Annotated in this window: 11 protein-coding genes and 1 pseudogene; 5 read left to right on the top strand and 7 right to left on the bottom strand. The window is 74.7% G+C overall.

All coding sequences use genetic code 11. The annotated features are described in order from the left end of the window. The first annotated feature begins 84 nt into the window (after positions 1-84). Positions 85-1104, top strand: a complete 1020-nt coding sequence (locus tag BLU95_RS09845) for a TIGR03842 family LLM class F420-dependent oxidoreductase (protein WP_093859671.1) — start codon at positions 85-87, stop codon at positions 1102-1104. A gap of 278 nt (positions 1105-1382) precedes the next feature. Here BLU95_RS09845 and bla read toward each other — a convergent pair whose 3' ends face one another. Next, complete coding sequence (gene bla / locus BLU95_RS09840; protein WP_093859670.1) at positions 1383-2297, bottom strand: class A beta-lactamase; 915 nt, start codon at positions 2295-2297, stop codon at positions 1383-1385. Between the two features lie 85 nt (positions 2298-2382). After that, positions 2383-3624 carry a glycosyltransferase gene (locus tag BLU95_RS09835; protein WP_093859669.1) on the bottom strand — a complete coding sequence of 414 codons (1242 nt, stop codon included), beginning with the start codon at positions 3622-3624 and terminating at the stop codon, positions 2383-2385. A gap of 216 nt (positions 3625-3840) precedes the next feature. On the opposite strand from BLU95_RS09835, the pseudogene BLU95_RS09830 reads away from it, so the two are divergent. Continuing rightward, positions 3841-4106 (top strand): annotated as a pseudogene (locus tag BLU95_RS09830) (GlsB/YeaQ/YmgE family stress response membrane protein). 140 nt (positions 4107-4246) lie between these two features. On the opposite strand, the gene BLU95_RS09825 reads toward BLU95_RS09830, so the two are convergent. The 5 genes from BLU95_RS09825 to BLU95_RS09805 form a co-directional block, all read right to left on the bottom strand. Further along, complete coding sequence (locus BLU95_RS09825; RefSeq protein ID WP_093859668.1) at positions 4247-4837, bottom strand: TetR/AcrR family transcriptional regulator; 591 nt, start codon at positions 4835-4837, stop codon at positions 4247-4249. A gap of 190 nt (positions 4838-5027) precedes the next feature. After that, complete coding sequence (locus BLU95_RS09820; protein WP_093859667.1) at positions 5028-6050, bottom strand: aldo/keto reductase; 1023 nt, start codon at positions 6048-6050, stop codon at positions 5028-5030. 206 nt (positions 6051-6256) lie between these two features. After that, positions 6257-6739 (bottom strand): (4Fe-4S)-binding protein, encoded by a 483-nt coding sequence (locus BLU95_RS09815; protein WP_093859666.1) that lies wholly within the window; start codon positions 6737-6739, stop codon positions 6257-6259. Beyond that, complete coding sequence (locus tag BLU95_RS09810) at positions 6739-7041, bottom strand: GNAT family N-acetyltransferase (protein ID WP_093859665.1); 303 nt, start codon at positions 7039-7041, stop codon at positions 6739-6741. Before BLU95_RS09810 ends, BLU95_RS09815 begins: the two co-directional genes overlap by 1 nt. Positions 7042-7188: 147 nt before the next feature. Continuing rightward, positions 7189-8181, bottom strand: coding sequence for a class I SAM-dependent methyltransferase (locus tag BLU95_RS09805; RefSeq protein ID WP_197698740.1), 993 nt, complete (start codon positions 8179-8181; stop codon positions 7189-7191). 164 nt (positions 8182-8345) lie between these two features. Between BLU95_RS09805 and BLU95_RS42205 the strand changes: the two genes are divergently transcribed. From BLU95_RS42205 to BLU95_RS45020, 3 genes are all read left to right on the top strand, one after another. Then, entirely contained in the window at positions 8346-10031 is a 1686-nt protein-coding gene (locus tag BLU95_RS42205; RefSeq protein WP_093859664.1) for a sensor histidine kinase, read from the top strand. After that, the gene (locus tag BLU95_RS09795) at positions 10028-10687 is read left to right on the top strand and encodes a response regulator (RefSeq protein WP_093864761.1); all 660 of its coding nucleotides are present in this window, start codon (positions 10028-10030) and stop codon (positions 10685-10687) included. Before BLU95_RS42205 ends, BLU95_RS09795 begins: the two co-directional genes overlap by 4 nt. Before the next feature lie 640 nt (positions 10688-11327). Next, positions 11328-12908, top strand: a complete 1581-nt coding sequence (locus tag BLU95_RS45020; RefSeq protein ID WP_197698739.1) for a M20/M25/M40 family metallo-hydrolase — start codon at positions 11328-11330, stop codon at positions 12906-12908. The last annotated feature ends 66 nt before the right edge of the window (positions 12909-12974 follow it).

Here is a 12974-nt window from a genome sequence, read left to right as displayed (position 1 = left end):
GGCCGCCCCTCCCCGGCCGGCCGGTGCGCCCCTCCCACCGGTTGTCCCTCCCGACCGAACCCCGACCAACTCCCGGAGCCCGCCTTGGACATCGGCCTCGTCCTGCAGACCGACCCGCCCGCCCGCCTGCTCATCGACCGCATGATCCGCGCCGAGCGGGCCGGCTTCAGCCACGGCTGGACCTTCGACTCCTGCGTCCTGTGGCAGGAACCCTTCGTCGTCTACAGCCGGATCCTCGCCGAGACCTCCACCCTCACCGTCGGCCCGATGGTCACCAACCCCTCCACCCGGACCTGGGAGGTCACCGCCTCCCTCTTCGCCACGCTCAACGACATGTTCGGCAACCGAACCGTCTGCGGCATCGGCCGCGGCGACTCCGCGATGCGGGTCGCCGGCCGCAAGCCCGCCACCCTCGACCGGCTCTCCCTGGCCATGCACGCGGTCAAGGAGCTGGCCGAGGGGCGGACCGCCGAGGTCGACGGCACCGAGATGCACCTGCCCTGGGTCGGCGAGGGCGCGCGCCTGCCGATCTGGATGGGCGCCTACGGCCCCAAGGCCCTCGACCTGACGGGCCGGCAGGCGGACGGCTTCATCCTCCAACTCGCCGACCCGTTCCTCACCGAGTACATGGTCAAGGCCGTCCGGCGGTCCGCCGCCGAGGCAGGCCGCGACCCCGACGCGCTCACCGTCTGCGTCGCCGCGCCCGCCTACGTGACCGCCGACGACTCCCCGGCCGCACTCGCCCACGCCCGCGAACAGTGCCGCTGGTTCGGCGGCATGGTCGGCAACCACGTCGCCGAACTCGTCCGGCACTACGGCGAGCACTCCGGCCTCGTCCCGGAGGAACTCACCGCCTACATCAAGGAGCGGCAGGGCTACGACTACAGCCACCACGGCCGCGCCGGAAACCCCGACACCGCCTTCGTCCCGGACGCGATCGTCGACCGCTTCTGCGTCATCGGCCCGGTCGGGACCCACCTCGCCCGCCTCGAACAGCTCCGCGCCCTGGGCGTCGACCAGTTCGCCGTCTACGCCATGCACGACGCCGTCGAATCCACCATCGACGCCTACGGCACGGACATCATCCCCGCGCTGGGCGCCTGACCGTTCCCGGAGCGGGGCCGGACCCGGGCCGGACCCGGGCCGGAGCGGGGCCGGACCGGGAACGGGACTCCTCCGACCCTCCGCCGGCTCAACGGCTCCCGAACCGGGGGCGTCCGGCGGCCTTGCTCCAGCGGCTCACGGCTCCGTCCGCCGGCAGCCCGCCCCGGGGCGACGGCACCGAGCGGTCCGCCGGGCGGTGGACCGGCGTCAGCCCCTCGTGGTCCACCGGGGCGGCGCGTCTTCCCCGTTGCCGGAGTTCGGGCGAGGGCGGGTGGAGGTCAGGCCAGAGTGCCGGCGACCAGCCGGGCCGCTTCGGCGACCAGTGGCTCGTCGGCCGGGGCGGCGGCGATGTGCTGGGTCGACAGGACCGTCAGCACGATCGGGCCTCCGGTCGGGGGCCGGGTGACGCCGGCGTCGTTGGTGGTGCCGTAGTTGCCGGTTCCGGTCTTCTCGGCGGTGGTCCAGGTGCTCGGCAGGCCCGCGCGCAGGCGGTCCGTGCCGGTGGTGTTGGTCAGGAGCCAGGTGGTCAGACGTCGCCGGTGGGCCGGGGTGAGAGCGCTGCCGAGGGTGAGGCGGGTGTAGGTGCGGGTGAGGGCGCGGGGGCTGGAGGTGTCGGTGATCCGATCCGGTTCGGCGGAGTTCAGCGCGGGTTCCCAGCGGTCGAGGCGGGTGACCCGGTCGCCGACGGAGCGGCAGAAGCGGGTGACGGCCTCGGGGCCGCCGAGTTCGCGGAGGAGGAGGTTGGCGGCGGCGTTGTCGCTGTACCGGATCGCCGCCGCGCACAGTTCCTCGATCGTCAGACCGCCTTCGAGGTTCTCGGGCAGACCGGTGATCGGTGCGTAGCCGGATTCCGTGACGTCCGTCGTGGTCCAGTGCCGTCGTTCGGCGAGGAAGGTGCCGTCGCGGTCGAGGTCCCTCAGTACGGCGGCCACGGCGATCGTCTTGAACGTGGAGCACATGGGGAAGAGTTCGTCCGCGCGGTGGGCCACGGTCCGCCCCGTGGCGAGGTTGTGGGCGAAGACGCCCAGCCGTGCGGCATGCGACTGCTCGAGCGCGCGCAGCCGATCGGTGACTTCATCTCCGTGCAGGCGTGTTCCTCCGGCGAACGCCCGCCCTCCGCCGGAGAGGGCGGTGACTGTCACAGCCGCCGCGACTCCGCCGAGCACCTGTCGTCGATCCGGGCGGTACCCCATGCCGTCTCCTTCTGCCGCTGTGCCTGCGAGGGCTCTTCGTGTACGAGAAGCCTTCGTCGACCGTATCGCTGAATGCGCGTTCGAGTCAGGAGGACAGGCGATCGACGGCGGCGAGGACCGCGGCCGGCCCGTCCTCGGTGGCCAGGGCGGTGGCGAGGGTGCGGGCGTGGGTGCGGTGGTGGGGGTTGTCGAGGGTCTGTCGGATGGCGGTGGCGAGGCGCGGAGCGGTGAGGTGGCGGAGGGGGATCGGGCCGGGGGAGGTGCCGAGGCGGGTGAGGCGGGCGGACCAGAAGGGGGCGTCGAGCTGGGCGGGGACGGGGACGGTGGGGGTTCCGGCGCGAAGGGTGGCGGCGGTGGTGCCGGCCCCGGCGTGGTGGACGGTGGCGGCCATGCGGGGGAACAGCCAGTCGTGCGGGGTGTCGCCGATGGTGAGGACGTCGTCGTTGTCGTCGGGTGCGGCGAGGCCGCTCCAGCCGGACTGGACGACGGCGCGGACGCGGGCGGCGCGGACGGCGGCGAGGACGGTGGCGGTGAGCCGTTCGGGGTCGGGGACGACGAGGCTGCCGAAGCCGACGAACACCGGTGGCGGTCCGGCGGCGAGGAAGTCCACCAGGCGGGGCGGGGGTTGCCAGTCGGGGTCGGTCCGGGGCCACCAGTAGCCGGTGACGCCGAGCGACGGGTGCCAGTCGGTGGGGCGGGGAACGACGCGTGGCGAGAAGCCGTGCAGCACGGTGCGGTTGCGTCGGCCGTGGGCCACCGAGCGGGGAGGGAGGCCGAGTTGGCGGCGCAGGCCGTGGACCGCGGGGGCGAAGAGCCGGTCGACGGCGGTCTGGACGGCGTGGCCGGCGAGCAGGTTGCCCGGTCCGCCGAGGCTGCGGGTGCCGGTGACGGCCGGGGCGAACTCGCGGGTGGGGGAGAGGGGTTGGAGGTGGAGGGCGATATTGGGGATGCCGGCGGCCTCGGCGACGGCCTGGCCCAGGTCGGCGGTCGTGCTGGTGGTGAGGAGGAGGTCGGCGCCGGGTTCCGCGGCGGCGGCGATGCCCGCGCCGAGGGCGGGCATGAACGAGCGGGCGAGGCGCACCAGTCGGAGGAGGCCGAGCGGTCCGGATCCGGCTCGCAGGAGGCGCTGGCCCGAATCGGAGGCGAGTTCGGCGCGCGGGTCGACGGGCAGCGGGCGGAACTCCAGTCCGCCGGCGCGCACGGTGTCGGTGAAGGTGGTGTGGGTGGCCAGGGCCACCTGATGGCCGGCCGCCTCGAGGCGCACGCCGAGTCCGATGAAGGGGGCGATGTCGCCCCGTGAGCCGGCGGTGGCGATCAGGATGCGCATGGCCGCAGTATTCCGGGGCAGTCGGGTCCCGAGAAAGGACGCCACGCCAGCGGCGGACCGCGGGCGGCGGGGGCGCCGTGCCGGCGGTGGACCGTGGGCGCCGGACCTTCGCGTGCGGACCCGCCGGGCCCGGAACCGTCCGGCGGTGGAGCGGCGTCCCTGCAGGCAGTACGGCGTGCACGGGGCCGCCGTACGGACCGAAGGGTGGGAGGACGCATGAGCTTCGTCGCATGGATCGTGCTGGGCCTGGTGGCCGGGGCTCTGGCCAAGCTGTTGCTGCCGGGGCGGGACCCGGGGGTCTGGTGGTGACCACCCTGATCGGGGTCGCGGGCTCCTTCGTCGGCGGATGGATCTCCGCGAAGTTCCTGGACCGGCCGGTGACGGCGCAGTTCTTCGACCTGGCGACCTGGGCGTCGGCGATCGGCGGTGCCCTGGTGCTGCTGATCCTCTACCGGCTGGTCTTCGGCAACTCCCGCGACTGACGCGGGGCAGGGCGTCGGAGCAGCACGACGGGGCAGGGCGTCGGAGCAGCACGACGGGACAGCACGACGGACCGGCCGCGCGGGGGAGGCGCGGCCGGTCCGTCGTGTCCGGGGCAGGTGGGGTGGGGCGGGACGGAGGCTCAGCCCCTGGTGGCCAGGCCGCCGAGGACGAGCCGCCAGAGCGCCTCGAACCGCGCGTCGGCGGCCGGGTCGGACCAGCTCGCCGCATGGGCGGGGTCGTGGAAGTGAGCGGTCGCCTCGAACACGGCTCGGGCGGTCGAGTCGATGTCGGCGGCGTTGAACTCCGCGCTCTCCGCGCCGTCCCGGACCATCCGGGCGATCTGGGCGATCAGTGTCCCGATGTGGCTCTCGACGGTGTGGCTGTTCTCGCCGACCAGCGTCATGTAGGTCGCGAACAGTTGCGGGTCGTCGAAGGCCTTCCGCCGCTTGGCGGCGAAGAGCGTGGCCAGCCAGCGGTGCAGGCGCTCGGCGGCCGGCCCGGTGCCGGTGGCGATGAGGCTCAGCTCGTCATGGGCCTGGGCGAGCCAGCGCTCGGTGACGGCCTCGCGCAGCGCCGCCTTGCTCGGGAAGAACCGGTAGACGCTGCCGTGGCTGACACCGAGCGTACGGGCGACGTCGACGACGGTGGCCTTCGCCGGCCCGAACCGCCTGAGGACGTCCTCCGTCGCGCTCAGGATCTGCTCGGCGGTGAGTGCGCTGTCCGTGCTCACGGGGCGGTACGTCCTTACGGGTGAGGCGTCCGCCCGCCGGGGTGCGGCGGGCGGACGGTCGGCCGGTGGCCGGTCGGGGCGGTCGGTGGCCGGTCGGTCGGGGCGGGGCCGCCGGTCGGTCGGTCGGCGGTTGCTACGGGTGCTGACGGCCCTGCCCGGAGCGGGCTGCCGACGCGGTCGGGACCGCGCCTCAGTGCTCGCTGTCGAGATGGGCCATCTGGGCGGCAGCGTACCTGTCACCGGCCGCGGACCCGGCGGGGACCGCTGCCTCGATCGCCGTGAGGTCAGCCTCGGTGAGGGTCACGTCCAGGGCTCCGAGGGCCTCGGTGAGACGGTCGCGGCGGCGGGCACCGACCAGCGGGACGACGTCCTCGCCGCGCGAGGCGACCCAGGCGATCGCGATCTGCGCGACGGTGGCGTTGCGTTCGGCGGCGACCGCGCGCAGGGCGTCGACGAGCCGGAGGTTGTGGGTGAGGTTGTCGCCCTGGAAGCGGGGGCTGTGGCCGCGGAAGTCGGTGCCGGCCAGTTCCCGGTCGTTCTGCCAGTGGCCGCTGAGCAGGCCGCGCGAGAGCACCCCGTAGGCGGTCACGCCGATGCCGAGCTCGCGCGCGGCGGGCAGGATCCCGGCCTCGACGGAGCGGGAGATGAGCGAGTACTCGATCTGGAGGTCACTGATCGGGTGGACGGCGGCGGCACGGCGCAGGGTGTCGGCACTGACCTCGGAGAGGCCGATGTGGCGGACGTAGCCGGCCTGGACCAGCTCGGCGATCGCGCCGACGGTCTCCTCGACCGGCACGGCCGGGTCCAGCCGGGCGGGGCGGTAGATGTCGACGTGGTCGGTGCGCAGGCGGCGCAGGGTGTAGGCGAGGGCGGTCTTCACCGCCGCCGGGCGGGCGTCGTAGCCGAGCCACTGGCCGTCCGGGCTGCGCTGGGCGCCGAACTTCACGCTGATCCGGACGTTCTCGCGGTCGCGGCCGCGCAGCGCCTCGTGGATCAGCAGCTCGTTGTGACCCATGCCGTAGAAGTCGCCGGTGTCGAGCAGGGTGATGCCGGCGTCGAGGGCGGCGTGGACGGTCGCGATGCTCTCGGCCTCGTCGGCGGGGCCGTAGAGGTCTGACATGCCCATGCAGCCGAGGCCGAGGGGGGAGACCGTCGGTCCGGTGGTGCCGAGCGTGCGCGGGGCGAGGGGGCGGGGGTTCTGGGTGGTGGACATGGCTCAACGATGACACAGCTACTGACAGATTTCAAAATCTGTCATCTGAAATCTGTCATGTGTCATTTGTCGATCGTGGTGATCCGGGGTCGGCGGCCCGGCGGTCCGGCGGCCTGGCGGGTGTGGGGAGGTGGAGGGGCAGGTCAGGTGGAGGTGGAGGGGTCGGGGCCGATCGGGCCTCGGTTGCTGCGCACCGCTGGAGGGGATCAGTCGCCCTGCCCGCCGCACTCCCCGCTCCGGTCGCAGTAGGGCGGCTCCGTGGTCCGACCGCAGCCGCACAGCATCGCCCGCGACGTCTCCCGGACCTCCCCCGACGTGTCCGTCACCCGCAGCTCCCCCCGGACCAGCAGTCGCCCGTCGGCCGTCCGCCGCACCGTGGTCGGCCGGTCCGGGGCCTCCGTCCCGCCGCCCGCCAGCCGGTAGGCCAGCGCCCCCGTCGGGCAGCGGCGCACCACCTCGGCGATCACTCCCGGCTCGGCCGCGTCCGGCATGATCCACGGCCGCCGCGCCGTATCGAACACCGCCGGCAGCCCGCGCACGCACTCGGCGGCATGACGGCACACCCGGGCGTCGAAGGACACCGTGATCCCGTCCCCCCGGTACGTCCGGGCGCCGCCGTGCCCACCCGCCGCCCTTCCGCCCCCGCTGCCGCCCGTGCCCTCGGCGTCTGCGCCCCCGGCGGCGGCCATCAGTCGCTCACCCGGCTGCGGTTCTCGTAGGCCAGGTCGACGTACTCGGGATGCCGGAGCATCCACCCCTTGATGAACGGGCACGTCGCCAGGACCGCCAGTCCCCGCGCCCGCGCGTCGTCCAGGGCCGCCCGTGCCAGCGCCCCGCCGACGCCCTGCCCCTCGTACGCGGGCTCGACCACCGTGTGCGGGTACACCACCAGCCCGTCGCTGCGCAGGTACTCGGCGAACCCGGCCAGGGTGCCGTCCGACCACGCCTCGAACCGGCCGGCGCCATCGGCGTCACGGACCGTGACTGTCATGGCGGACTCCTCGCTGCTTGATGCGCTGCTCAACCCACTGTCCAGCCTGCTGCTCGATGCCTTCTCGTCGCGCTGCGCATTCGTGCCGCTCGACGCATGGCTCGATCCACTGCCCGGCCCGCCGGCCGGGCCGGGGGCGCCGGTCCATCATCGAGCGGACACCGCGACACCGCCCGCCGGGCACTCGGCGCTCGTGGCGGACGCACCCGGTCGGCCCACACCTGGTTGGTCCGCGCCCGGTCGGCTCGCACTCGGACGACCCGCTGTCGCGCTCGCGGGCCCCGGGTCCGCCGCCGACCGGCTCCCGCCCGGTGCGCGTAACAGGTGGGCCCGCGCCGGCGGGACGTTCCGCCACACCACTCGGCTCCCCAGTCCGTACTCCTCCTCGAACCGGCGCAGCAGCCGCACCACCGCCCGGTGCCGCGCACTCCGCCGGGGGCCGGACGTCAGCAGCCGTGCCGCCGACGTTCCCAGGTAGCCGAAGTACGTCAGCTCGCCGCCCGGCAGCAGCAGCCGCAGATAGAGATCGAGTATCCGCCGCACCTCCGCAGGCTCGAAGTTGGTGAACGGCAGCCCCGACACGATCACGTCGTACCGTTCGGTCGTGGTCGTGGTCGTGGTCGTGGTCGTGGTCGTGGTCGTGGTCGTGGTCGTGGTCGCTCCCGACCGGCCGTCGTCGTGGCCTCCGCCCCCGGTGGCGGGCGGGCCGCACCCCGGGAGGTCCTGCACCCGGCACGTCGACAGTCGCAGGCCCAGCTCGCTCCCGCGGCACGCCAGCTCCTCGTCCGCCCGGAGCCGTTCGGCGAACCTCGGATTGGGCTCCACCACGTGCAACCGGTCGCCCGCCCGCAGCGCCCGGACCAGCCGCCGCGTCACCGCACCTGTCCCGGCGCCCACCTCCAGCACCGACAGCGGCCGGTCCGGACGGCTCGTCGCCGGGACCGTCAGCGCGTTCACCAGCGCCGCCCCGCTCGGCGCCACCGCGCCCGTCAGCCGGAACGTGCGCAGTGCCTCGGACAGGAAGAGCCACCCGTCACCGCCGTCCGGTCCCCGCCGCCCGGCGCGAGCGGGCGCCGGGCGAGCGATCCCGGTGGTGTCGGCGGAGGAGGCGGGCCCGCGGTCGGGCTGATATGTCGTCATGGCAGTGACGCTAGAGAACGTCCGACCTGTGTGGAACTGTCGAAAGATGCTCCGCACCCCCGACGAAAGTCGAGGGTGCCGATGGCCGATCGACAGGGGTGACGCACTGTCGGTTCGTCGTAGCATCGGGGCCCCGGACGAAGGACGGAAGGAGGCCCGATCCCGTGAACAACCCTAAGTACCAACTTGGTTGGTACACCCCAGGCCGGCATCGTCCGACCGAGACGCTGCTCCTGCTGACCGTCCTCGTGCTCGCCGTCGAGGAGACCCTCGCCCAGTGGCGCGTCCACGACCTCCCCTGGCGCCCCCTGCGCATGGCCGGGGCCGTCCTCGCCCCGCTGTCCCTGCTGACGGCCCGCCGCCACCCGGTCGCCGCCGCCGTCCTCCCCGTTCTCTTCAGCGGACTGCTGAACCGCGCCTTCCCCGGTCTGTTCAGCCTCTACCACCTGGCCTCGACGGGCCGCTCCGGCCCGGCACTCGCGGCCGCGGTCGTGCTCGCCGGGCTCGGTGCGGTCCGCGCCGCCTCCCTCGCCGACCGGGTCGGCACCACCGGTTCCCAACTCCTGGTCGAGGCGGCCGTCCTCTCCTTCGGGATGTGGCTGCACGGCCGCCGCGTACTGATCCGGACCCTGAACGCCAAGGTGGAGGCACTCGGCCGGGAGCGCGAACTCCGAGCCGAACAGGCCCGCTCCGCGGAACGCGCCCGGATCGCCCACGAGATGCACGACGTCCTCGCCCACCGGCTCAGCCTCCTCGTCCTGCACGCCGGCGTGCTGCGCGACCGGGCCCGGGCCGGCACGGTGGCGGACGACCCGGCGCGCCTCGCCCACCGCCTCGAACTGCTCCGGGCCACCGCCGCCCGCTCGCTCGACGACCTGCGCGACGTCCTCGGCGCGCTCCGGGCCGATCCGCCCGGACTCGTGGGGACGGCCCCGCCGGCCGGTTCCGCCGGACCTGCCGGTGACGCCGGGGCGCCCGACAGCGTCCGAACCGTCCCCGGGCGGGGGAGTGCGAGCACGGGTGCGAGTACGGTGCCGCACGCGGAGCCGGGCCCAGCGCCCCCCGGCGTGGGCGCCGCGCCGCTTCCCGAGCCCGTTGCTCCCCGTCCACCCCTCGCTCCCCGTCCACCCCTCGACTCCCGCCCGTCCGTCGCCGCGTCCGTCACGGAGCCCGTCGCCGCGCCCGCTCTGCGCGACCTCGCCGAACTCGTCGCCGAGGCCACCGGCTCGGGCCAGCGCGTCGAACTGGCCCTCGCCGGTGACCCGGAGGACATCCCGACCACCCACCGGCTGGCTGTGCACCGGGTCGTCCAGGAGGCGTTGACCAACGCGCGCAAGTACGCGCACACCGCCCCGGTCACCGTCCGCGTCCGGTACGGCACGCCCGCGACCACCGTCGAAGTGTGCAACGGCCCGGGCGACCCTGCTCCCTCCGGTGCCTGTACCGGGGGTGGCTACGGCCTGGTCGGGCTCGGTGAGCGGCTCGGCGCTCTCGGTGGACACTTCGACGCGGGACCGGACGGCCGGGGCGGGTTCCGGCTCGCGGCCCGCCTCCCAGCGCCGGCCCGGCTTCCGGTCCGGCCGCCGCCCGGCCCGACCGCACGGTCGCCCGCCCGGACAGCCCGCCGGGCGAGCGACCCGCACCCCGGCCGGAACCCGGGCGTCGCACCCACGGCACCGACCACACCCGCCGCACCCACCCCACTGCCCGTCCCACAGTCCCTCCCACCGCCCGTCCCACAGTCCCTCCCACCGCCCGTCCCACCGTCCGGCCCACCGTCCGGCCGGTGTTCCGCCCCGGCGGCCACCGCCCCGCGGACCGGCCCGAACCCACCGAACGAGGCGACGTGATCCGCACCATGGTGGTCGACGACGACGCGCTGGTCCGGCTCGGACTCGTCGACCTGCTCGCCCAGGACCCTGAGCTGACCGTGGTCGCCGAGGCCGCCGACGGACTGGAGGCCGTCGAACTCGCCGCCCGCCACCGCATCGACGTCGCCCTGATGGACATCCGGATGCCCGGACTCGACGGCATCGCCGCGACCCGGCGGCTCCGCGCACTGCCGGACGCCCCCCGCGTCATCGCGCTCACCACCTTCGACCTCGACGAGTACGTCTACCGGGCCCTGGCGGCAGGGGCCGACGGCTTCCTGCTCAAGGACACCCCGCCCGCCGAGATCGCCCGTGCCGTCCACGTGGTCGCCGGTGGGCAGGGCATGCTCCACCCGGCCGCCGCCCGCCGCCTCATCGACCGTTACCACCGCACCGGGGAGCCACGCGCGGTCGCGGCCCGGGGCCGTCTGGAGGGGCTCACGCCGCGCGAGGGCGACGTGCTGCGCGAACTCGCCGCCGGTCGTTCCAACGCCGAGATCGCGGCAGCCCTCGGGATGCGCGAGAGCACGGTCAAGGCACATGTCAGCCGGATCCTCACCGGGCTGGGGGTCGGCAACCGCGTCCAGGCGGCGCTGCTCGCCCGGGACGCCGGCGTGGTGGACGACGGCGGCTGACCCGACCGCCCTCCCCTCGTGCGACGATCCGTCCGCACTTCTCCACCATCGCCTGGGAACACGGTGATTTGCCCCGGATCCACCGCCCCCGGATCAGCGCCGCGCGGTAGTCGACGGCGATCCGCCGTCACCCATCTGGCTTGGAAAAGGCGCGCCTTGGCGTCCTGTGCTGCCGAACCCCGGCCCCGGGTCCATGGTGGAGGTGGGCGCGATCCGGCGACCGCGCCCGCGCGCCGAGCCGGGTTCGCATGTCGTGCGCCGACCGCCGTTCAGCGGCCGGGCGACGGGGCGGATCCCGACCCCGGCACGCTGGGAGCAGGGCCACCTCGCAGGAAACCGAACGGTTCTTCTAGGCTCACATCTCGGCTTCCCTGTGGTGGTGCGTCGTTCTGCGCCCGCCGCAAGGGAAGCCGCCGTCCACGGAGGCTCCGGGACGATCGGGGCCACCGGATCGAGCGAGGAGGACGCACATGCCACACACGCCGCCCAGCCGTTCCAGCGCACTTGGAACGGACGGACCCTCTTGGTGTCCCGCCGTCACAGCCGGGGCCGTCGGCCCGGTGACCTGGTCGGGGCGGACCGGCCGCCCCGGCCGATCCGCGCGGCCGCTGTATACCGGCGGCGGCCGCGGAGGCAAGCGTTGAGTCCTCAAGCCGTCCGCCCCGCCACTCCTGCGGCGAGCCCTGTGGCCGCCGCGACCCCGACCGTCGCCACCGGATCCGTCACCGCGAACGTCGCCCCCACCGGCACCGCGAACGCTGCCCCCACGAGCGCCGCCGGCAGCACGACGGTCACCACGATGACCGCCGGCGCCACCACCGCCACCGTCACCGCGGCAGCAGCCACCACCGCCTTCACCCCTGTCGAGCCGACCAGGACCACCGGAGCCGCCCCCGGCACGGCCGCCCCCGGAACGACCGGGAGAACCGGCACCGCCCGAACCGCCCTCGCCCCGGCCGCCCCCACACCCGCCGCCGCGCCACCCGTCGCAGCGGCCCCCCACGCTCCGGCCGTCCCCGACAGCGAGGGCCAACCCGGCCCCACCGCCGCTCTCCCCGGTCTGCCCCAGGCCCTCACCAGCCGCGCCCGCACCCTCGCCGGGGCCGTCCGGCGACGCTGCGCGGACCTGGCCCGGATCGAGTCCCCCAGTGGTGACGCACCCAGACTCGACGCCCTGGCGGAGGAGTTGGCCGCCGGATTCCGGGCCACCGGTGCCACCGTGCACCGCGAACCGGGCCCGGCCGGCGACCACCTCGTGCTCCAGTGGGAGGGGCGGGACGAAAGCCTGCCGCACCTCCTCGTGGTCGGCCACCACGACACCGTCTGGCCGGCCGGCATCCTCACCGACTGGCCGGTCACCGAGCAGGACGGCACCCTCAGCGGGCCCGGCGTGGTCGACATGAAGGGCGGACTCGCCATTCTGGAGGGAGCGTTCGCCCTGCTCGCCGACCTCGGTCAACGCCCCCACCGCACGGTCCGTCTGGTCGTGGTCTCCGACGAGGAGGTCGGCAGTCCGGACGGCAAGCGCCTCGTCGAACGCCAACTCCGCGACGCCGCCGCCGTACTCGGCCTCGAACCGCCGCACCCGGACGGCCGACTCAAGACCGCCCGCCGCGGCTCCACCCGGGTGCGGCTCACCGTCACCGGGCGCGAGGCGCACGCCGGCAACGACGCCGCCGACGGCGTATCGGCAGTGGACGAACTGGTCGACCAGCTCGTCGCCGTCCGCGGCCTGGTCAGCCTCCCCGGCACCGAGCTGAACGCGGGCCGGATCAGCGGCGGCAGCCGGGCCAACGTCGTGGCCGGCCGGGCCGAGGCGGAACTCGGCCTGCGCTTCTCCACCACCGAAGCGCAGCGCCGGACCCTCGACAACCTCGCCCGACTGACCGCGCTGCGGCCGGGCGCACGGGTGCGGACCGAGGTGCTGTCCAGCCGTCCGGCGTGGCCCGAACGCTCCGCGAATCCACTGCTGCGCCACGTCCGTTCACTCGCGGCGGTGCTCGGGCAGCAGTTGGACGGCGGTCCGGCGGGCGGGGCGGGCGACACCAACCTGCCGGGTTCGCGCGGACTCCCCACGCTCGACGGGTTCGGCGCCGTCGGCGGGGGCGCGCACGCCCGGCACGAGCACATCCGGATCGATCAGCTGGCACCGAGGATCGCCCTGCTGGCGGCGCTCCTCGCCGTTCCGCTCCCGCGTTTGCGCGACCGCTCGGAGGGGTGACGGGTCGGGAGATCCCGGTCGGCGACGGCTGACGGCCGACGGGGGCTGACGAGTGACCGTCGGCGG

It is taken from the genome of Streptomyces sp. TLI_053 (assembly GCF_900105395.1).
Classification (GTDB): Bacteria; Actinomycetota; Actinomycetes; order Streptomycetales; family Streptomycetaceae; genus Kitasatospora.
This window is presented reverse-complemented; position numbering and strand designations above follow the sequence as displayed.